The following is an 18,797-nucleotide window of genomic DNA, read 5'->3' on the forward strand; positions in this document are numbered from 1 at the left end:
CGCATGACGGGCGGGCGGGGTCGGTCGGGCGACGGCGGGCGACGACCGCCGGCGACGCTCGTCGCGCTCGTCGTGGTGCTCGCGGCCGTCATGCTCGTGCCGGTCGGCTACGTCGTGGCGACGGTCGTCGAGATCGGCTGGGCCGAGCTCGCCGAGCTGGTGTTCCGCCCGCGGGTGGGCGAGCTGCTGCTGAACACGGTGCTGCTGCTCCTGATCGGTGTGCCGGCGACGATCGTGCTCGGCGTCGGCGGGGCGTGGCTCGTCGAGCGCACCGACCTGCCGGGCCGCCGGGTGTTCGCGGTGCTGCTCGCCGCACCGCTCGCGATTCCGGCCTTCGTGGCCAGCTACGGCTGGGCGAGCGCGATCCCCTCGATCCACGGTCTGGGCGGCGGCCTCCTCGTCGCCGTGCTCGCCTATTCGCCGCTCGTCTACCTGCCGGTGCTCGCGACGCTGCGCGGCCTCGACCCCGCCCTCGAGGAGTCGGCCCGCTCGCTCGGCGACGGCTCGTGGGCGGTGTTCGCGCGAGTGGTGCTGCCGCAACTGCGCCTCGCGATGCTCGGCGGCGGTCTGATCGTCGCCCTGCACCTCCTCGCCGAGTACGGCGCGTTCGCCTTCGTGCGCTTCGACACCTTCACCACGGCGATCGTCGTCGCCTACCAGTCGACGTTCGCCGGGCCGGCCGCGGCGTCGCTCGGCGTCGTGCTGACGGCGCTGTGCCTGCTGCTGCTCGTGGCCGAATCGTCGGCCAGGGGTCGCGGTCGGTACGCACGGGTCGGCTCAGGCAGCCCGCACCCGGCGGTGCCGATCCGGCTCGGGCGCGCGACCGCGCCCGCGATCGGCGCGCTCACGGCGCTCGTGCTCGCGTCGACCGCTGTGCCGCTCGCGAGCGTGCTTCGCTGGCTCGGTGCAGCCGAGAGCTCGGCCTTCGCCGACCTCGGGGCGACCGTGCTGCAGACCGCGCTCCTCGGCGCCGGCGCCGCGATCGGTGCCACCCTCGTGGCGTTCCCCGTGGCGTGGCTCGTCGGCCGCTTCCCGGGCCGCCGCGTGCGCGTCCTCGAAGCGCCGTACTACGTCGCGAGCAGCCTGCCCGCCATCATCGTCGCGCTCGCTCTCGTCACCGTGACGCTCCGTCTCGTGCCGGCCTTGTACCAGACGGTGTTCACCGTCATGGTGGCCTATGTGATCGTGTTCCTCCCCCGCGCCCTGGTGTCGCTGCGCGCCGGCATCGCCCAGGTGCCCGAGTCGCTCGAAGAGGCCGCGCGCTCGCTCGGCGTCTCGCCGCTCGTGGCGCGACTGCGCGTCACCGTGCCGCTGCTCGTGCCGTCGATCGCCGCGGGCGCCGCGCTCGTCGCGCTCGGGGCCGCGAACGAGCTCACCGCGACGCTGCTGCTCGCCCCGACCGGCACCCGCACCCTGGCCACGCAGTTCTGGTCAGCGGCATCCGCCGTCGACTATCCCGGTGCCGCGCCCTATGCCCTGCTGCTCATCCTGCTCTCGATTCCGGCCGTCGGCCTGATGTTCGCGCAGGCTCGCGGATGGCGCGCGCGATGAGACTCGTCATCGACTCGGTCGCGAAGTCGTTCGGCAGCACGCGGGTGCTCGACGACATCTCGCTCGACGTGCCCGACGGGTCGCGAACCGCGATCGTCGGCGCATCGGGCAGCGGCAAGAGCACGCTGCTGCGGCTCATCGCCGGGTTCGAGGAGCCCGACCACGGCCGCATCTCGCTCGGCGACCGAGTGCTCGCAGGGGCGGGCGGGCGCTCGATGCCGGCCCACCGCCGCGGCATCGGCTACGTCGCGCAAGACGGCGCCCTCTTTCCGCACCTCACGGTCGAGGGCAACATCGCGTTCGGTCTCCGTGGCGCACGCGATCGCGCGGCCCGCGTGCGCGAGGCGATGAGCCTCGCCGCGCTCGACCCGGCCCTCGCCGGGCGATTTCCGCACCAGCTCTCGGGCGGGCAGCAGCAGCGCGTCGCCCTCGCCCGGGCGCTCGCACCGCGCCCCGCCGTGATCCTGCTCGACGAGCCGTTCAGCGCGCTCGACACCGGGCTCCGCGAGCAGACTCGCCGAGCCGTGATCGAGGCCCTCGAGCGCTCGGCGACGACGGCCGTTCTCGTGACCCACGACCAAGACGAGGCGCTCACCTTCGGCCACGGCATCGGCATCATGGTCGACGGCCGGCTCGCCCAGTCGGGCGTGCCCTCAGAGGTCTACGACAGCCCCGCGACGCCCGAGATCGCCGCCTTCCTCGGAGCCGCGGTACTGCTACCCGCGACGCTCGGCAGCGGCTGCGCCGAGTGCGTGCTCGGGCGCATCCCGATTCGGCACGACCGCAGCGGCGCAGGGGCGGCCGGCACTGAGGTGGCCGGCACTGAGGTGGCCGGCACTGTGGCGGCCGACTCCGTCGCGTCGCTCGCCATGGTGCGTCCGGCCCAATTCGAGCTGCGCACGGATGCCTCGGCGCCGAACGCCACCGTGACGGGGATCCGCCGCATCGGGCCGATCACCGAGGTGCACCTGCGGCTCGGCGACACCGAGGCCTCGACGATCGAGCTGCGGCTGCCGCATCACGAGGTCATCGGTCTCGACCCGGGCGTCAGGGTCGAGGTGCGCGTCGACGGCGGCGTCGTGCTCTACCCATCGCGGTGAGGCGCGACGAGGCGAGGGAGTAGAGCTTCCACGCGACCACGCCCACGGCGAGCGAGAGCAGCGTCGCGAGCCACGGCACGTGGTTCTCGAGCGACGGGTACACCTGCCAGTGCGTGAGGTAGATGAACATGGATGCCCCCGCCAGTACGCCGACCAGCGGCACGAGCAGGCGCGGCAGGGGCACCGCCGGCAGCCAGATCAGCAGCAACAGCCCGGCCACGATGACGAGCTCGCGCGACGGCGTGCCGAAGAACCCGGCGACGCTCGCGATGGCGACGGCCGTGGCCACCCACCGCTGCGTGAGCGTGCGCGAGCGTGCGATGAGCCAGCCGAGGGCGAGGCACCAGACCACCATGGCGGTCGTGTACCGCTCGGTGGCGTGCGCCTCGACGCCCCCGAGCAGCAGGGTGCGCGCCACGAGGGCGACCGCGAGCACTCCGACGGCGAATGCGTAGGGATGCCGCCGTTCGAGCCGGTCGATGCCGGGCACGGCGAGCAGCGCCGCGAGGCCGAGGAGCGACCACGCAACCGCTTCGATGAACCAGAACTGCCAGTGCACGCTCCAGGTCGAATCGCCGCCGAAGTTGTTCACGAACAGCACGGTCTCGGGCCGGTAGTACCCGCTGACGAGCGCGACCGCACCGACCCAAAGCACGGCGGGCACGAGCAGCTGCCCGGTGCTGCGCAGCAGTGAACGCGATCGGCTGCGGCCCGCGACATCCGCCAGCTGGAATCTCGCGAGGTTGTACCCCGCGACGGCGAGCAGCAGGTGCGCGCCGCCCTTCACGTCGAAGAGGTTCGCGTGGGTGCCGACGATCAGGAGGATCGCGACCGCACGCAGCACGGCCGGCGTCTCGACGCGGGGCAAGCGACGGCGGGGCGCCGCCCGGGCCGAGACCGGCGCGGGTGTCACCGGGGTCGCTGCCATCGCTGCGGCTCCGGCGGCTGCCGGCTCGGGCTCTTCGCGCTCGGGCACGACGAGTGCGCCGAGCTCTCGCACCGTCATCGTCGGCCACTCGCGCGGCAGCGCGCCGAGCAGCGCTTCGAGCCGCAGCGACACCTCGACGTAGCTGAGGGAGTCGCCGCCGAGCCCCGAGAACGAGTCGTCGAGCGTGACGTCGGTCCGGCCGAGCAGGGCGGTGTACAGCAGGCGAACGGCGTCGGGCGCGGTGTCGGATGCCGCGGCGGGCGTGCCATCCGCGGCGGGCATGCCGTCGGCGGCGCTCTCGGCGCACGCGTCGAGGTCGGCGGCGTAGCGCACGAGCGCCGCAGTGTCGGGCTTGCCGCTCGACGTGCGCGGGAACTCCTCGATCGCATGCACGCGAATCATGTGCGCCGGAAGCCCCGTGTGCGCCGAGGCGCGCTCGCGCACGGCGTCGACCAGCCGCTCAGCGCGAACGAAGAGCAGCAACCGCTCGTCGGAGCTCGCGGCGCGCACCTCGAAGCCGTCACCTGCGAGCAGCTGTTCGACGCGGTCGAGGTCGATGCGCAGGCCGAACACCTTGACGAAGCGACTGCTGCGGCCGACGATCTCGTAGAGCCCGTCGTCGCGTCGGCGGGCGAGATCGCCCGTGCAGAGCTCGTCGACGACGCGCCCCGAGGCGAAGTCCGCCGGCTCCTCGGCGTAGCCGAGCATCACGTTCGGGCCCGAGTAGACGAGTTCTCCGACGCCGTCGTCGCGGGGGTCGTCGATGCGGAACCGCCCGCCGGGAATCGGCACGCCGATCGCTCCGACCGCCGATTCGGCGAGACTCGGCGGCAGGTAGGCCATGCGCGCCGTCGCCTCGGTCTGCCCGTACATGACGACGAACTCGAAGCCGCGGTCACGGCCGAGGCGGGCATAGCTGCGCACGCGCTCGGGGTCGAGCCGGCCGCCGGCCTGCGTGACGTACCGCAGGCTCGGCGTCGAGCGGTCGGCGAAGCCGGCGGCATCCAGCAGGTCGAACGTGTAGGGCACCCCGGCGAAGGAGGTCGCCTGCACGTCGTCGAAGACGCGCCAGAACTCGTCGTCGACGACCGAGTGCGACTGCAGCGCGACGCTGCCGCCCGCGACGAGGTGGCTGTTGACCACCGAGAGGCCGTAGCAGTAGTGCAGCGGCAGGGTTGTCACCGCTCGATCGGCGACGCCGAGGTTCAGGTAGTCGGCGATCGCGACGGCGTTGCTCTCGACGTTCGCGCGGCTCAGCCGAACGAGCTTCGGGGAGCCGGTCGATCCGGAGGTGCTCGCGAGCAACGCGAGCTCGGGGTGCAGCTCGTGGCGGGTGCCGTCACGACGCTCGGTGAGCGCCCAGCGCGTCGCTCCCTCGCGGCCGCCCGACCCGTCGGCGATCACGTCGGGGTCGAACCGTTCGATGAGCGCCTCACGGTGCCGGCGATTGCTCGCCGGGTCGCCGTCGACGAAGAGCACGGGATGGCCGCCCTCGAGCGCCGCCAGGTACGTGACGATCGGTTCGACCTCGTTCGCCGCGGCGATCATCACGAGTCGTCGCTCGGCTCCGAGCTCGTGCCGGCGGGCATCCACCCGGTCGCGCAGCTCGCCGTGATCGATCGCCGTCTGGCCGATGACGAGCGCCGGCGCCGCCGAGGGTCCGCGAGTGAGCCGCAGAGCGGTCGACTCGAGCGGGCGAATGGGCACGCTTCGCCTCCGTGGGGACGGGAGAAATATGAGGGGGACTCCGATGTTCGAAGCCAGAGAAGGCTAACCTAACTTCCTCCCGACCGCCGAATGCGCGTCACAAATGCTGTCGAAATGCGTGGTCGAATGGAGTGAGCGGATGGCTCGGGCGAAGCGTGGGCGTACCGTGGAGACGTGCTGACTCCTCCGAAGACCGAGAAGCGACCGATCCGCCGCGAGCACCACGGTGACGTGGTGATCGACGACTACGAGTGGCTGCGCGCGAAAGACGATCCCGCCGTCGTCGCCCATCTGCACGAAGAGAACGCGTACACGAAGGCGAAGACCGAGCATCTCGCGATCCTGCAGGAGCAGATCTTCGAGGAGATCAAGCACCGCACGAAGGAGACCGACCTCAGCGTGCCGGCCCGCGAGGGCGACTGGTGGTACTTCACCCGCACGGTCGAGGGGCAGCAATACGGCATCCACTGCCGGGTGCCGGCGGCCGGCCCCGACGATTGGGAGCCACCGGTGCTTCCCGAGACGACGGGCGACGAGCTGACGGATGCCTCGTACACGCCACTCCCCGGCGAGCAGGTGCTGCTCGACGACAACGCCGAGGCGCGCGGCCACGACTTCTACTCGCTCGGGAGCTTCGACGTCACCGCCGACGGCGGCACCCTGCTCTACGGCATCGACACCGAGGGCGACGAGCGCTACACGATCCGGCTTCGCTCGATCGACGGATCGGGCCGCGAGTACGACGACGTCATCGAACGCACGGCCGGCGGCGCGACGTTCGACCCGAGCGGTCGATACGTCTTCTACGCGACGGTCGACGAGTCGTGGCGGCCGGACACGATCTGGCGCCACGAGGTCGGCACCGCGGCATCCGACGACGTCTCGGTCTTCCACGAGCCCGACGAGCGCTTCTGGCTCGGCGTCGGCGTGACCCGCAGCCGCCGGTTCCTCGCGATCGAGGCCGGATCGAACGTGACGAGCGAGACCTGGCTGCTCGACGCGGCCGAGCCGACGGGCGAGTTCGCCGTCGTGTGGCCGCGGAAGGACGGGGTCGAGTACGACGTCGAGCACGTGGTCGCCGGCGGCAGGGATCGCCTGCTCATCGTGCACAACGACGGCGCCGTGAACTTCGAGCTCGTGAGCATGGCGGCATCCGATCCGCAGGGCGACCGGCGCGTGCTGCTGCCGCACAACCCCGACGTGCGCCTCGAGGGCGTCGACGCGTTCCGCGACTTCGTCGCCGTCGAGTACCGGCGCGAGGGCCTGCCGCGCGTCGCGATCGCGAAGGTGCCGGCCGCCGGAATCCCCGCAGATGCCACGCCCGACGACACCCTCCACGAGCTGGAGTTCGACGAGGCGCTGTTCTCGGTCGGGCTCGCCGGAAACCCCGACTGGACGCAGCCGACCCTGCGCATCGGCTACACGAGCTTCGTGACACCCTCGACCGTCTCCGACGTCGTGGTCGCGACCGGCGAGCGCCGCCTGCGCAAGCGCCAACCCGTGCTCGGCGACTACGACGCGACCCGCTACGCGCAGCGTCGCGAGTGGGCGATCGCCGACGACGGCACGCGCGTGCCGATCTCGCTCGTGTACCGGCACGACCTCGTCGACCTCGGCACGCCCGCGCCGACCGTGCTCTACGGCTACGGCTCCTACGAGCACTCGATCGACCCCGGCTTCGGCATTCCGCGGTTGTCGCTGCTCGACCGCGGCATGGTCTTCGCGGTCGCTCACGTGCGCGGCGGCGGCGAGATGGGCCGCCTCTGGTACGAGCACGGCAAGAAGCTCGAGAAGCGCAACACGTTCACCGACTTCGTCGCGGCGGCCCGCCATCTCATCGACAACGACATCACGGCCCCCGACCGCCTCGTCGCCCAGGGGGGCAGCGCCGGTGGCCTGCTCGTGGGCGCAGTCGCGAACCTCGCGCCGCAGTACTTCTCTGGCTTCCTCGCCGAGGTGCCGTTCGTCGACCCGCTGACCTCGATCCTCGACCCGTCGCTGCCGCTCACGGTCATCGAGTGGGACGAGTGGGGCAACCCGCTCGACGATGAAGAGGTCTACTCCTACATGAAGTCGTACTCCCCCATCGAGAACGTGCACGACGGCGCCCACGGCGGGCGGCACTATCCCCGCATCCTCGCCGTCACCTCGCTCAACGACACCCGCGTGCTCTACGTCGAACCGGCGAAGTGGGTCGCGAAGCTGCGCGACGTGGGCGCCGACCCGCTGCTCAAGATCGAGATGGCGGCCGGTCACGGCGGCGTCTCGGGGCGCTACTCCGCATGGCGCGAGCGGGCGTTCGCCTACGCGTGGGTCGTCGACGCGGCGGGCGCGCACCCGAGCGGGGAGTAGCGCCCCCTCCGCACCGCTTCCTCCCCTCAATCCCTCCCGCCCAGCATGCGAGTGCATAGATTCAGCGCTGAGCGAGCAGCCGTCCGGATGTCTCAGGCCGCTGCCAGACTGACGAAATGTCTCTTCTCTCCGATCTGAGTGAGCGAGTTCCAGGCCGGGCGCATGGTCCCGGCGCAACCGAATACGATTCAGGCCGCACCGTCTTCGCGGGTGTCGGCGAACCCCAAGCCGTCGTGCGACCGCGCACGGCCCAAGAGGTGGCGGCGGCCGTCGCCCTCGCCGCAGCCGCCGGCCTTCCGATCGCCGTCCGTAGCGGCGGCCACGGCATGCTGCCCGTCGACGACGGGCTCATCATCGACCTCGCCGAGTTCACCGCGGTCGAGGTCGACGCCACCGGCCTCGTCACCGTTGGCGGCGGTGCCCGCTGGGGTGCCGTCGCGGCCGTGCTCGGTCCGCACGGGCTCGGCGTGAGCTCGGGCGACACGCGCGATGTCGGCGTCGGCGGCCTCGCCCTCGGCGGCGGCATCGGCTGGCTCGTGCGCGGGCACGGCCTCACGGTCGACGCGCTGCGCGAGGTCGAGCTCGTCACCGCCGCGGGCGAGGTGCTGACCGTCAGCGAGACCGAGCACCCCGAGGTGTTCTGGGCGCTGCGCGGTGGCGGCGGCAACTTCGGCGTGGTCACGCGCTTCGTCTTCCAGGCGGCGCCGGCCGACGGCCTCGTGGGCGGTCATGTGCGATTCGACAGCTCCGACGTGCCCGCGGTGCTGCGCGCGTGGCGCGACGTGATGCGCTCGGGGCCCGACGAGCTCAACTCGACGCTCATGCTGATGCCGCCGTTCGCTCCCGAGATGCCGTCGGGGCCGCAGCTCGGGGTCGCGTTGCAGGGCAGCGAAGAGCGGCTCCGCGAACTGCTCGCCCCGCTGCTGGCGCTTTCGTCGGTGACCGAGGTCTCGCTCGCGCCGACCTCGTACGCCGACCTGCTCGAAGACGCGCCGCCCGGCCGGCCGCCGCTGCAGTTCGTGGGCGGCAACGGATTCGTGCCCGACCTCTCCGATGTCGCGCTCGACGCGATCGCCGCGTCGTACAACCGGCCGGTGCCGACCATGGTGCTGCTGCGCGCGCTCGGCGGCGCGTTCTCTCGCGTCGCACCCGACGCCACCGCCATCGCGCATCGCGACGCCGAGGCCCTGCTCATCGTCAACGGCGTGCTTCCGCTCGATGCCACCGACGAGCAGCTCGCGGCCGCGAAAGCCGGCAGCGATGCCGCCCTCGCCTTCACGAGCGGGGTCTACGGCAACTTCGCGGTCGAGCGCGGCGAGGCGATCATCGCGGCGATGTACCCGCCCGCGACGCTCGAGCGGCTGCGCCGGGTGAAGGCGCAGCTCGACCCCGGCAACGTGTTCCGGCAGAACCACAACATCACGCCGGCCGGCTGAACGACAGTGAGCGGATGCCTCGGGGCGCGCCGGGGCATCCGCTCGCTGTCACTCTGCCGTGCCGTTCAGCGCTCGTGCCATTCAGACGAACAGTCCGACGATCACGCCGACGAGCACGAGCTTGAGCAGCCAGTCGCCGGCGTGAAGCGCAGCGGTCGACACCGGCACCTTCTCCCACTGCACCGAGCCGGCGAGCAGGACGAGCGGCAGCGCGAAGAGCGCGAGCCCGAGCAGGGCTCCCGCCCACGGGCCCGACCAGCCGGCGGCGATCAGCAGGCCCGCCATCAGCCCGGCGACGATAGCGCTGCGCACGAGCTCGAGCAGAATCTGCCACGGCTTCGGGCGCTCGTCGCGGGCGGTGCCGCGTTCGGCGGAGGCTGGCGGGGCCTTCGGCGCCACGATGTAGTAGACCGAGCTGAAGACGAAGGCGGCGACCGCCGCGATCGCGATTCCGAGGAAGACCATGGTCCCGACCCTTCATATTTAGTACTGCTTAGTTCTTTAGTTACACCGTAGGCGCGGTGTAAAGTACTGTCAAGTACTAAATCGGAGGAACATGGGCACCAGCGAAGCGCGCCGCCTCGGCCGGCCACGCGGAACGGCGGGCGCCGCCCTGCTCGACATCGCGAGGGGGCAGTTCCTCTCTCGCGGCTTCGCCGGTACGACCATGGATTCGGTGGCGTCGGCGGCACACATCTCGAAGGCCTCCCTCTACCGCGACTACCCGTCGAAGAACGAGTTGTTCGCCGCAGTGGTCTCCGACTGGGTCGATCGCGGGCGCGATGCCATGAAGCCGCACACCGATGCCCTGTCGGTCGCCGACGACCCCATCGCGCAATTGCGACAGCTCGCGGGCGTGCTGCAACGCGGGGTGCTGTCTCCGGCGGTGCTGCAGATGCGCACGTTGGTCGCGGCCGAGGCCGCACGCTTCCCGGCGATCGCCTCCGACTATGTCGCACGTAGTTGGGAGCGCAACATCACCGCCCTCGCGAACGCGTTCGCCGTGCTCTCGAAGCGAGGCGTGTTGCACGCCGAGCCCGCACACACCGCCGCAGAGCAGTTCACGTGGCTGGTGATCGCCGTACCGCTCAACCGACTCACCCTCGAGGCGAGCACGCGGCCCTACGACGAGGCCGAGCTCGACCGCATCGCCGATGAGGCGGTGTCGACGTTCCTCGCCCGCTTCGGCCCGCCGCCGCTTCACTGAGCCCGCTTTCGACGCGAGTCGATGACCATCGGCCATCAGCCATCGGCCATCGACGATCGGTGCCGCGACGATCGCGTCAGCCGATCGGCGGATCCTCGTGCACGTCGAGGTCGGCCGGCGCGAGCGCCCATCGCGTGAACCGCACCTCGAGATCGCCGCGCATGGGCGCGCAGACGAGCGGTCCCGCCGAGGTGACACCCGCGGTGAACGGTGCGACGCGAAGCGTGCGCCATCCGCTCGTCTCGGTGCGCGCCCGCAGCACGACCGAATCGCCCGCGACGCCGCCGCGGCTCGCGCGCAGGGTCACGAGGCCACCGGCCCACTCGGGCACCGGCGCCATCGACCAGTCGGAGACGCCGTTCGTCACGACGGCGCCGAGCTGCAGCACCCCGTCGGAGATCTCGAGCCCGGCCTTGACCCACTGCTCGGGTCCGGCGTGCAGCATGATGCCGGCCTGGTCGTAGGCCGTGCCGAGGCTCGACGCATCGAAGGTCACCTCGACCGCGGCATCCGCAGGCCAGTCGCCGAGCAGCGCGTGGCCGTCATCGTGCACGAACCCGTAGTGAGTGGTGCGCCAGTAGTCGCTGCCCTCGGCCGCGCCGACGAGCAGGTTGTCGCCGTCGAGGCGCGCCGTCGCGGGGTCTCGAGTCCATCGCCCTGCGGCCCAGTCCACGCGTCGTCGTTCCATGACGACAACGCTATCGGCGGGGCGGCCCGAGCACGTGCCCACTCGCCCGCCGACTCGGCCGCAGGTTCGTCAGACCGTGACGAGTGGCGCGGCGACCGCCTCGAGCGCACCCGGCACCAGACGGAAGTACGCCCAGGTGCCGCGCTTCGTGCGCGAGAGGAAGCCCGCCTCGGTGAGGATCTTCAAGTGGTGCGACACGGTCGGCTGGCTGAGGCCGACGGGCTCGGTGAGGTCGCACACGCACGCCTCTTGGCCCTCGGATGCCGCGACGATCGAGACGAGCCGCAGGCGCACCGGGTCGGCGAGCGCCTTGAGCTTGCGCGCGAACACGTCTGCATCGGACGCCGTGATGGTCTCGCGGGTGAGCGGACCGCAGCACGCCGCGGGCGCGGCGCCGGCGGCAGCCTCTGCGGTGTCGCTCGAGACGAGGGGCAGCTCGATGATGGTCACGAGAACCACTCTACCCGTATATTGACAACTGTCGATATAGTCGCCAGACTCCGTATATCGACAATCTTCAATGAATGAGAGACACGGATGACCCTCATCGACCTCACCGCCCCGAAGACGGCCACGCCCTCGCGGCTGCAGGGGCTACCCGTCGCCATTGTCGGCGCCGGGCCCATCGGCCTCGCCGCGGCGGCGAACCTCACCGAACGCGGCATCGACTTCGTGCTGCTCGAGGCCGGCGACCGCATCGGCGCGAGCGTCACGCAGTGGGGGCACACACGACTGTTCTCCCCGTGGAAGCACCTCGTCGACCCGGCTGCCAAGCGGTTGCTCGCTGAGACGGGCTGGGTCGAACCGCCCGCCGATTCCCTGCCCACCGGCAGCGAACTCGTCGAGCGCTTTCTCGCTCCTCTGGCCGCCCTCCCGGCGATCGCCGCTCGCACTCGACTCGGCGTCGACGTCACCGATGTCACCCGCGAGGGCATGGACCGCACCCGCACGGCCGGTCGGGCGCAGACCCCGTTCCTGCTGCGCATGCGCACCGCCGACGGGGTCGAAGAGCTCACCGCCCGTGCCGTGATCGACGCCTCGGGCACCTACCTCACCCCCAACAGCCTCGGCTCGTCGGGTCTCGACCCGCTCGGCCTGCCCGAGGTCGCCGATCTCGTGAGTCACGCCCTGCCCGACGTGCTCGGCAGCGAGCGCGCCGCCTTCGCCGGCCGGCACACGGTCGTCGTCGGCGCCGGCCACTCCGCCGCCAACACGCTGCTGAAGCTCGCGACGCTCGCCGAGCAGGAGCCCGACACCCGCATCACGTGGGTCATCCGAAACGCCACCGCGACACGCGTCTCGACGTCTCCCGACGACGAACTCGAGGCGCGGGCATCGATCGGGGCGCGTGTCGACGCGCTCGTCGACTCCGGCCGCATCGAGCTCGTCGATCGCTTCGAGATCGTGCGGCTCGCGCGCGGCATCGACGACGAGGCATCCGTCGCCCGCATCACCGGCCGCCGCGGCGACGGGCTCGAGACGATCTCGGCCGACCGCATCGTCAATGCGACCGGCTTCCGACCGAACCTCGACATGCTGCGCGAGATCCGCCTCGAGCTCGACGACATCGTCGAGGCACCCCGCCGCCTCGCCCCGCTCATCGACCCCAACGTGCACTCGTGCGGCACCGTCGAGCCGCACGGGTTCGCCGAGCTCACCCAGCCCGAGCGAGACTTCTTCATCGTGGGCATGAAGAGCTACGGGCGTGCGCCGACCTTCCTGCTCGCGACGGGCTACGAGCAGGTGCGCTCGGTGTCGGCGTGGCTCGCCGGCGACGCCGCTGCCGCGCGCAACGTCGAGCTCGTGCTACCCGCGACCGGCGTGTGCTCGACCGGGGCGCCCGCTACGACGGGCGCGGCGGCCACGGCAGGCGCGAGCAACGGCGGCTGCTGCAGCTGAGCGCCGGCGCGCGAGAAATTCAGGAGTATCCGCATTTCACCCCCTCCGCGGCACCCATAGCCCGGGATCTCCTGAATTTCTCGCTGACAGCTTCGGCCCCTCGCCGCAGTCGCTCGTCGCGCCGCCGCCAGGTGGATCGGCCAGCAGCCGAGCATAGACTTCGGTCTATGCATGGCGCGACGAGTGGTGCTTCGGTCGACAGCGATGCGGCGCGCGGCATCCGTCTGCTCACCGATCCGACGCGCCTGCGCATTCTCGGAGTGATCCACGAGAGCTCCGAGGGCCGTGCGCTGGTCGGGCGACTCGCCACCGAACTCGGGCTGACGCAGCCCACCGTCAGCCATCACGTGAAGACACTGCTCGGTGCCGGCGTGCTCGAGCGCGTGCCCGACGGTCGCCAGGCCTGGTATTCGATCGCTCCGGGCGCGTCCGACCGTGTCGAAGAGCTGTTGCAGACGGATGCCGCGAGCCACGCCTCCGACGAGGTGCTCGCGCGCGTGGCATCCGACCTCGCCGACCGCTTCGCCGGGGTGTTCTCGCCCGAGACGGTTGGTCGATACGTTCGCGAGAGCCACGAGCTGCTCGTCGAGCGCTCGCGCATCACTCGCTACCTGCCGTCGCTCACCTCGCGATTCGCGGCCGAGCGACTCGACGCGCTCGCGACCCAACAGGCTGGAACCACCGACGGCCCGCCCGAAGTGCTCTTCGTGTGCGTCCAGAACGCCGGTCGTTCGCAGATCGCCGCCGCGATGCTGCGGCACCTGGCCGGCGACCGCGTGCGGGTTCGGTCGGCGGGTTCCGAGCCGGCGAGTGCCGTGAAGTCGACCATCGTCGCCGCGCTCGATGAGATCGGAGTGCCCATCGGCGGCGAATTCCCGAAGCCGCTCACCGACGAGGTCGTGCGCGCCGCCGACGTCGTGATCACGATGGGCTGCGGAGATGCCTGTCCGGTCTACCCCGGCCGCCGGTACCTCGACTGGGAGCTGGACGACCCTGCCGGGCTGCCGATCGCTCGAGTGCGCGAGATCCGCGACGAGATCGATGGGCGCGTGCGCGGCCTGCTCGGCGAGCTCGGCGTGAACGCCGCCTGAACACCGGGCGCTCCGGTTGTCGCGCGCTCGACCAATACATAGATGGTGATCTATGATTGAGTCGACCGAAGGAGCGCCACCATGGCCGAGAAGCCCACCGTCCTGTTCGTCTGCGTGCACAACGCCGGGCGTTCACAGATCGCCGCCGGCTACCTGCAAGCGCTCGCGGGCGACCACGTCGAGGTGCTCTCCGCCGGCTCCGAGCCGAAAGACCGGATCAATCCCGTCGCCATCGAGGCGATGGCCGAAGAGGGCATCGATATCGCCGGTGCGACGCCGAAGATCTTGACGGTCGACGCGGTTCGCGAGTCCGACGTCGTGATCACGATGGGCTGCGGCGACGCCTGCCCGATCTTCCCCGGCAAGCGCTACGAAGACTGGGAGCTCGAAGACCCCGCCGGCAAGAGCATCGAGACGGTGCGCCGCGTGCGCGACGACATCCGCGGCCGAGTCGAGGCCCTCATCGCCGAGATCGCCCCGGCTGCCGCGTAGCGCTGTGCCTCCTGGCCCGCTTCCGCCTGGCTCGCTGCCGCCTAGCTCGCTCGAGCCGTGAACATCGCGACGAGCGCGAGCCCGGCCATGACGGCCGTCATCGCCGCGTAGGATCCGACACCGGCCGCCACCGCCGGGCCGATCGCCGGCGACAGGGCCATCGCGATCGTGATCGGCGCGGCGAAGGCGCCGTTGATCGCGCCGTAGTTGCGGGTGCCCCAACGGTCGGCGACCGCCGAGGCCTGCACGAGCGTGTAAGCACCGCGCACAGCGCCGGCGACGATGCCGATCGCGATGAGCAGCCAGATCGGGCCGGGCACGAGCGCGAGCGCCGCGAGCGAGATCGCGGCGAGCGCGCAGACGACGGCGACCGGAACCCACGGCTGTGCACCGCGCGGCAGCACGAGGAACAGCAGCCGGCCGATCACCTGCCCCGCGCCGATCAGGCCGAGCGCGAGCGCCGCGAACTCGAAGGTCAGGCCCTTCTCCATGTAGAGCGGCACCGCGGCGAGCGTCGTGCTCATCAGCGCCACGCTGACGGCGATCATCGTGATCTCGAGCATCCAGAAGCGCCGGGTGCGCAGCACCGACGAGACCGTGTGCGCGTTTTCGTGATGCTCGGCGGGCCGGTGCGGCCACCGGCGCTCGAGCGAGAGCAGGTGCAGCGGAACCGTGACGATGGCGAGCACCGCGGCGAGCACGAGGAATGTCGCTCGCCAGTCGAGCACCGAGAGCAGGCCCGCGACGATCGGGGCGAAGATCGTCGAGGCGAGCCCGCCCGCGAGCGTGAGGATCGTCATCGGCACCTGGCGTCGCTCGCCGTATCGGCGAGTGATCACGGTGAACGCGGCCTGGTAGAGCACGGCCGATTGCGCGATTCCGCACACGACCCAGGACGCAGCGAAGACGATCAGGTCGGGGGCCGACGCGACGCCCACGAGTCCGAGAGCTCCGACGAGCGACCCGAGGCTCATGACGGTGCGCGGGCCGCGCTCGTCGAGCAGCCGCCCGACGAGCATTCCGGCGAACGCCGACACCACGAGCCCGGCCGAGAACGCGGCCGTGATCGCGACGAGCGACCACCCCGTCGCGCGCGCCACCTCGGGCGCGGCGACGATCATCGCGTAGTACAGGATGCCCCAGCTCACGACCTGCCCGATCGAGAGGGCCGCGAGCCGCCATTTCGAGCGGCGCCCGGCCGAGCGGGCCGGGTCGACCTCGACCTCGACCTCGACCTGTGGTGCGTCGGCGGGGTCTCCACGGTCGATACGGCTCATCGCTTCCACCGTATCGCCGGCCGCGTGATGCCTCTCGGCGTGTCGCGGTGAACCCTGCATGAACGCGGGCGCGAACCAGCGCCAGCCGGCCGGCCGGGCTCGGTCAGCCCACGAACCCCCGGAACGGGTCGTTCGCCTCGGCACGCCGGGCGCGCTCGGCCTCGGCGGCGGCGACCCCGCGCTCGAGGTCGGCCAGCAGGTCGTGCACTCGATCGTCGCGCTCGGCCTCGTAGGTCTCGTCGACCTCGATCTGCGGCCACTCGCCCCACTCGCGTTCGAGGCGAATCTCGATGGCGCCCGAGACCTCTTGCCACGCCTCGTCGCGAGCGCGCTCGGCGAACGTCGCGAGGTACTCGGGGTCGTTGCGGCGCTGCCACAGCTCTTTCGACACGGCGGCGTAGACCTGCTCGCGACGACGCAGGTTCGCGGCATCCGCTCGGCGATAGTCGTGCTCGTGCGACGAGCGGCCCTCGCGTCGTGCAGCAGCTGAGCGGGTCTCGCCGGTGAGCTCGGCGACCTCGTCGGCCTCACGCACGAGCTCGTAGAGCACCTCGCGCGCCGCGGCCGCGGCCCGCTCTGGGGCGAACGGCTCTTCGCCTCGCAGCGCCTCGACGATGAGCCGGTTCTTCAGTGCCATGCGCCCGGCGGATTCGGCGACGAGCACGCCTTCGGCGAGCATCTCGTCGAACGTGGGTTGGGGCGCCTCAGGCAGGGCATGGCGATCGAACGGCTTGAATCGCCGACGCTCTCGCTTGCGCCACAGGGGCATGCCGATCGACCTCTCGAACCTCGGTGTCCGCCGCTGTTCGGCGGTCGGAGATCGAGCTTATCGCGGGCGCCCGACGCGCCGGTGAGCGCGTCGGTGGCTCCGGGTAGCCTGCCGACATGAGCCGATCGGATGCCGCGGAGCGCACCTGCAGCATCAGGCTCGACGATCGCCCGTGCCGGGCGCCAGTCGAACCGGGTGCACCGCTCGATCTCTGCACCGCCCACCTGCTCGAGGCCTACGACTGGGTCGCGCGCGAGGTCGGCGTGACCGATCTGCTGCCGGGCCCGTGCCTCGTGTGCGGGTGCCCGGTCGGCATCGCATACCCGTCGGGTCGCGTCTGCGCGGTCTGCGAGTGGCGCGTCGGTGACGTGCCAGACCACGGGGTCGCCGACCCCCGCGTCGATGTCGTCTACTACCTGCGTTATCGCGACCAGATCAAGATCGGCACCTCGGGCAATCCCCGCACCCGCGTGGCGAGCCTGCCGCACGACGAGGTGCTCGCATTCGAGCTGGGCGACCGGCTCACCGAGCAGCGCCGACACGTGCAGTTCGCGGCGCACCGCTTCGCCGGCACCGAGTGGTTCGCGGTGCACGACGCACTGCTCGAGCACATCGCAGAGCTGCGCCTCGGCGTCGCAGATCCGTGGGCGCAGTACGAGCGCTGGGTCAGCCGGCGGCTGGCCGCTCAGGGCTGATCACCTGACGAACGACACGCGCACGTGATCGCCCGGCTCGGCCGTCATGCGGCGTGGTCCTCGCGCCGCGCCCGCACCCGCGCGACGAACGCCCAGAGCAGCAGGAGCACTCCGACACCCGTGGCGACGGCGGCGCCGATGATCACGCCCGACTGCCACGCGGCATCCGCCGTTCCATCACCCTCGACGGGCGTGTTGCGCGGGGTGAACGCGTAGATGCCGATGCCGATCAGGCCGATCACGGTGAGCACCGCGCCGAGCGTCAGATAGAGGCCGATTCGCACCGGTTCCGTGCGAATCGCGTCGTCCATGCGGCGCTTCGTCTCATCGGCGCGACGATCCGGTTCTGCGTTGCGGCGACCTGGTTCGTCCATGTGACGACGTTAGGCCGCGTCAGCGTCGACCGACAGGGGCTTGACGATCGGAGGTCGAGAGTCGACCGACGCCGCGTGCCGTTACGCGGTGCGCGAGGCCGCCTCGGCGTCGGTGCGGCGCGCGACGGTCGCCGCATGCGGCCGGCGGCCGGGATCGGTGCGGGTGTGCACCTCCTCGATCATGAAGCCCGCAGCTTCGAGACGCTCCGCCATCGCGGTCGGCGGCCAGAAGTAGGCGGTCACGACCTTGTGCGGGAAGGGCTCGATGCTCGCTCCGTCGAAGAAGCCGAGCAGCAGGCTCCCGCCGGGCGCGATGCATCGTGCGAACTCGTCGAGGGCCGATGGCACCCGCTCAGGCTCGAGGTGGATGAGCGAGTACCACGCGAGGATTCCGGCGAGCCCGGCGTCGGGGGCGCCGAGGTCGTCGAAGGATGCGACGCGGAACGCGACCCCGGGGAACCGCTCCCCTGCGCGGCCGACGAATGCGGGAGTGAGATCGACGCCCTCGACCTCGTGGCCGAGCTGCCGGAGGTGATCAGACCAGTGCCCGGGCCCGCACCCGGCGTCGAGCACGCGCCCGGCGAGAGGCTCGGCCCATCGGGTGATGAGCTCACTGTCGAGTTCGTGCGTGTCGGCAACCGAGCCCAGCAGCGAGATGTACTCCTCGACTCGCTCGGTGTAGGCCTCTCGCACCTCGGTGATCGAACGGTCGCCCACCGGTTCGGCCATCGGCATGGTCGTGGGTTCCGCGCCGCCGGCTACCAGGGCGACGGGCGGTCGTTGTCGCGTTGCCCGTCGTCGGGCAGGTGCGGCAGTTCGGAGCCGCCCGCGCGGATGCAGAGCCACCGCAGCTGCTCGGAGCCATCGGGAGCGCAGCGCCAGGTGCGCCAGACTCCCTGGCCGACGCGCACGACACTGCCGGGGCCGACGTCGACGACCTCGCCGTCGAGACCCATCTGCCCGCGGCCGCCGAGGAAGACGTAGAGCTCTTCGACGCGGGAGTGCGTGTGCCAGTACCCGGCCTCTTCACCCGGCTCGAGGGCGTTCGCGGTCATGCCGATGTACTGCATCGTCAGGTCGTGGTCGACGACCCGTCGCCCGTCGCGCGAACTCTCGGGGCGGAAGCCGCCGAAGTGCTCCCGCCACTCGTCGAGGCCACCGATCTCCAGCACTTCGTAGTCGCTCACGTCGCCAGAGTAGCGGGCCGCTCCGACACGTGCTCCCGGACACG

Annotated in this window: 18 protein-coding genes; 9 read left to right on the forward strand and 9 right to left on the reverse strand. The window is 71.3% G+C overall.

The genetic code is table 11. The features are described 5' to 3' along the window. Positions 1-3: 3 nt before the first annotated feature. Positions 4-1,551 carry an ABC transporter permease gene (locus tag H521_RS0106840; RefSeq protein WP_022892286.1) on the forward strand — a complete coding sequence of 516 codons (1,548 nt, stop codon included), beginning with the start codon at positions 4-6 and terminating at the stop codon, positions 1,549-1,551. Further along, positions 1,548-2,651, forward strand: a complete 1,104-nt coding sequence (locus H521_RS0106845; protein WP_026482005.1) for an ABC transporter ATP-binding protein — start codon at positions 1,548-1,550, stop codon at positions 2,649-2,651. The genes H521_RS0106840 and H521_RS0106845 overlap by 4 nt, the downstream gene beginning before the upstream one ends. Here H521_RS0106845 and H521_RS21915 read toward each other — a convergent pair. Next, on the reverse strand, positions 2,599-5,286 hold the full coding sequence (locus tag H521_RS21915; protein WP_022892288.1) for an AMP-binding protein: 2,688 nt from the start codon (positions 5,284-5,286) through the stop codon (positions 2,599-2,601). The two genes, H521_RS0106845 and H521_RS21915, sit on opposite strands and share 53 nt — an antisense overlap. Before the next feature lie 174 nt (positions 5,287-5,460). On the opposite strand from H521_RS21915, the gene H521_RS0106855 reads away from it, so the two are divergent. Together H521_RS0106855 and H521_RS0106860 are read left to right on the forward strand one after the other, a co-directional pair. After that, the gene (locus H521_RS0106855) at positions 5,461-7,638 is read left to right on the forward strand and encodes a S9 family peptidase (protein WP_022892289.1); all 2,178 of its coding nucleotides are present in this window, start codon (positions 5,461-5,463) and stop codon (positions 7,636-7,638) included. 116 nt (positions 7,639-7,754) lie between these two features. Continuing rightward, a complete protein-coding gene (locus tag H521_RS0106860; RefSeq protein WP_022892290.1) occupies positions 7,755-9,074 on the forward strand; it encodes an FAD-binding oxidoreductase in 1,320 nt (439 codons plus the stop codon). Between the two features lie 81 nt (positions 9,075-9,155). On the opposite strand, the gene H521_RS0106865 is transcribed toward H521_RS0106860, so the two are convergent. Next, on the reverse strand, positions 9,156-9,539 hold the full coding sequence (locus H521_RS0106865; protein ID WP_022892291.1) for a DUF1761 domain-containing protein: 384 nt from the start codon (positions 9,537-9,539) through the stop codon (positions 9,156-9,158). Positions 9,540-9,630: 91 nt separating this feature from the next. On the opposite strand from H521_RS0106865, the gene H521_RS0106870 reads away from it, so the two are divergent. After that, positions 9,631-10,281: a TetR/AcrR family transcriptional regulator gene (locus tag H521_RS0106870; RefSeq protein WP_022892292.1), complete on the forward strand. Its 651-nt coding sequence runs from the start codon at positions 9,631-9,633 to the stop codon at positions 10,279-10,281. A 76-nt stretch (positions 10,282-10,357) separates the two neighbouring features. Here the strand turns inward: H521_RS0106870 and H521_RS0106875 are convergent, their stop codons facing one another. Together H521_RS0106875 and H521_RS21920 are read right to left on the reverse strand one after the other, a co-directional pair. Continuing rightward, complete coding sequence (locus H521_RS0106875; protein ID WP_026482007.1) at positions 10,358-10,969, reverse strand: DUF1349 domain-containing protein; 612 nt, start codon at positions 10,967-10,969, stop codon at positions 10,358-10,360. 69 nt (positions 10,970-11,038) lie between these two features. Next, positions 11,039-11,410 carry an ArsR/SmtB family transcription factor gene (locus tag H521_RS21920; RefSeq protein ID WP_245560954.1) on the reverse strand — a complete coding sequence of 124 codons (372 nt, stop codon included), beginning with the start codon at positions 11,408-11,410 and terminating at the stop codon, positions 11,039-11,041. A gap of 96 nt (positions 11,411-11,506) precedes the next feature. On the opposite strand from H521_RS21920, the gene H521_RS21925 reads away from it, so the two are divergent. From H521_RS21925 to H521_RS0106895, 3 genes are all read left to right on the forward strand, one after another. Then, positions 11,507-12,868 carry an FAD-dependent oxidoreductase gene (locus H521_RS21925; RefSeq protein ID WP_022892295.1) on the forward strand — a complete coding sequence of 454 codons (1,362 nt, stop codon included), beginning with the start codon at positions 11,507-11,509 and terminating at the stop codon, positions 12,866-12,868. Between the two features lie 167 nt (positions 12,869-13,035). Continuing rightward, positions 13,036-13,959 carry a metalloregulator ArsR/SmtB family transcription factor gene (locus H521_RS21930; protein WP_022892296.1) on the forward strand — a complete coding sequence of 308 codons (924 nt, stop codon included), beginning with the start codon at positions 13,036-13,038 and terminating at the stop codon, positions 13,957-13,959. An 81-nt stretch (positions 13,960-14,040) separates the two neighbouring features. Then, the gene (locus tag H521_RS0106895; RefSeq protein WP_022892297.1) at positions 14,041-14,451 is read left to right on the forward strand and encodes an arsenate reductase ArsC; all 411 of its coding nucleotides are present in this window, start codon (positions 14,041-14,043) and stop codon (positions 14,449-14,451) included. A gap of 41 nt (positions 14,452-14,492) precedes the next feature. Here the strand turns inward: H521_RS0106895 and H521_RS21935 are convergent, their stop codons facing one another. After that, entirely contained in the window at positions 14,493-15,728 is a 1,236-nt protein-coding gene (locus H521_RS21935) for an MFS transporter (RefSeq protein ID WP_022892298.1), read from the reverse strand. A 103-nt stretch (positions 15,729-15,831) separates the two neighbouring features. Further along, positions 15,832-16,497 (reverse strand): hypothetical protein, encoded by a 666-nt coding sequence (locus tag H521_RS24925; protein ID WP_022892299.1) that lies wholly within the window; start codon positions 16,495-16,497, stop codon positions 15,832-15,834. A gap of 116 nt (positions 16,498-16,613) precedes the next feature. Between H521_RS24925 and H521_RS0106910 the strand changes: the two genes are divergently transcribed. Continuing rightward, a complete protein-coding gene (locus H521_RS0106910) occupies positions 16,614-17,192 on the forward strand; it encodes a GIY-YIG nuclease family protein (protein ID WP_022892300.1) in 579 nt (192 codons plus the stop codon). A 44-nt stretch (positions 17,193-17,236) separates the two neighbouring features. On the opposite strand, the gene H521_RS0106915 is transcribed toward H521_RS0106910, so the two are convergent. The 3 genes from H521_RS0106915 to H521_RS0106925 form a co-directional block, all read right to left on the reverse strand. Next, positions 17,237-17,566 (reverse strand): hypothetical protein, encoded by a 330-nt coding sequence (locus tag H521_RS0106915; protein WP_022892301.1) that lies wholly within the window; start codon positions 17,564-17,566, stop codon positions 17,237-17,239. 81 nt (positions 17,567-17,647) lie between these two features. Beyond that, complete coding sequence (locus H521_RS0106920; protein ID WP_022892302.1) at positions 17,648-18,295, reverse strand: class I SAM-dependent methyltransferase; 648 nt, start codon at positions 18,293-18,295, stop codon at positions 17,648-17,650. 29 nt (positions 18,296-18,324) lie between these two features. Next, a complete protein-coding gene (locus H521_RS0106925) occupies positions 18,325-18,753 on the reverse strand; it encodes a cupin domain-containing protein (RefSeq protein WP_022892303.1) in 429 nt (142 codons plus the stop codon). Positions 18,754-18,797 lie beyond the last annotated feature (44 nt).

Origin of the sequence: Agromyces subbeticus DSM 16689, from assembly GCF_000421565.1 — a bacterium.
Classification (GTDB): domain Bacteria; phylum Actinomycetota; class Actinomycetes; order Actinomycetales; family Microbacteriaceae; genus Agromyces; species Agromyces subbeticus.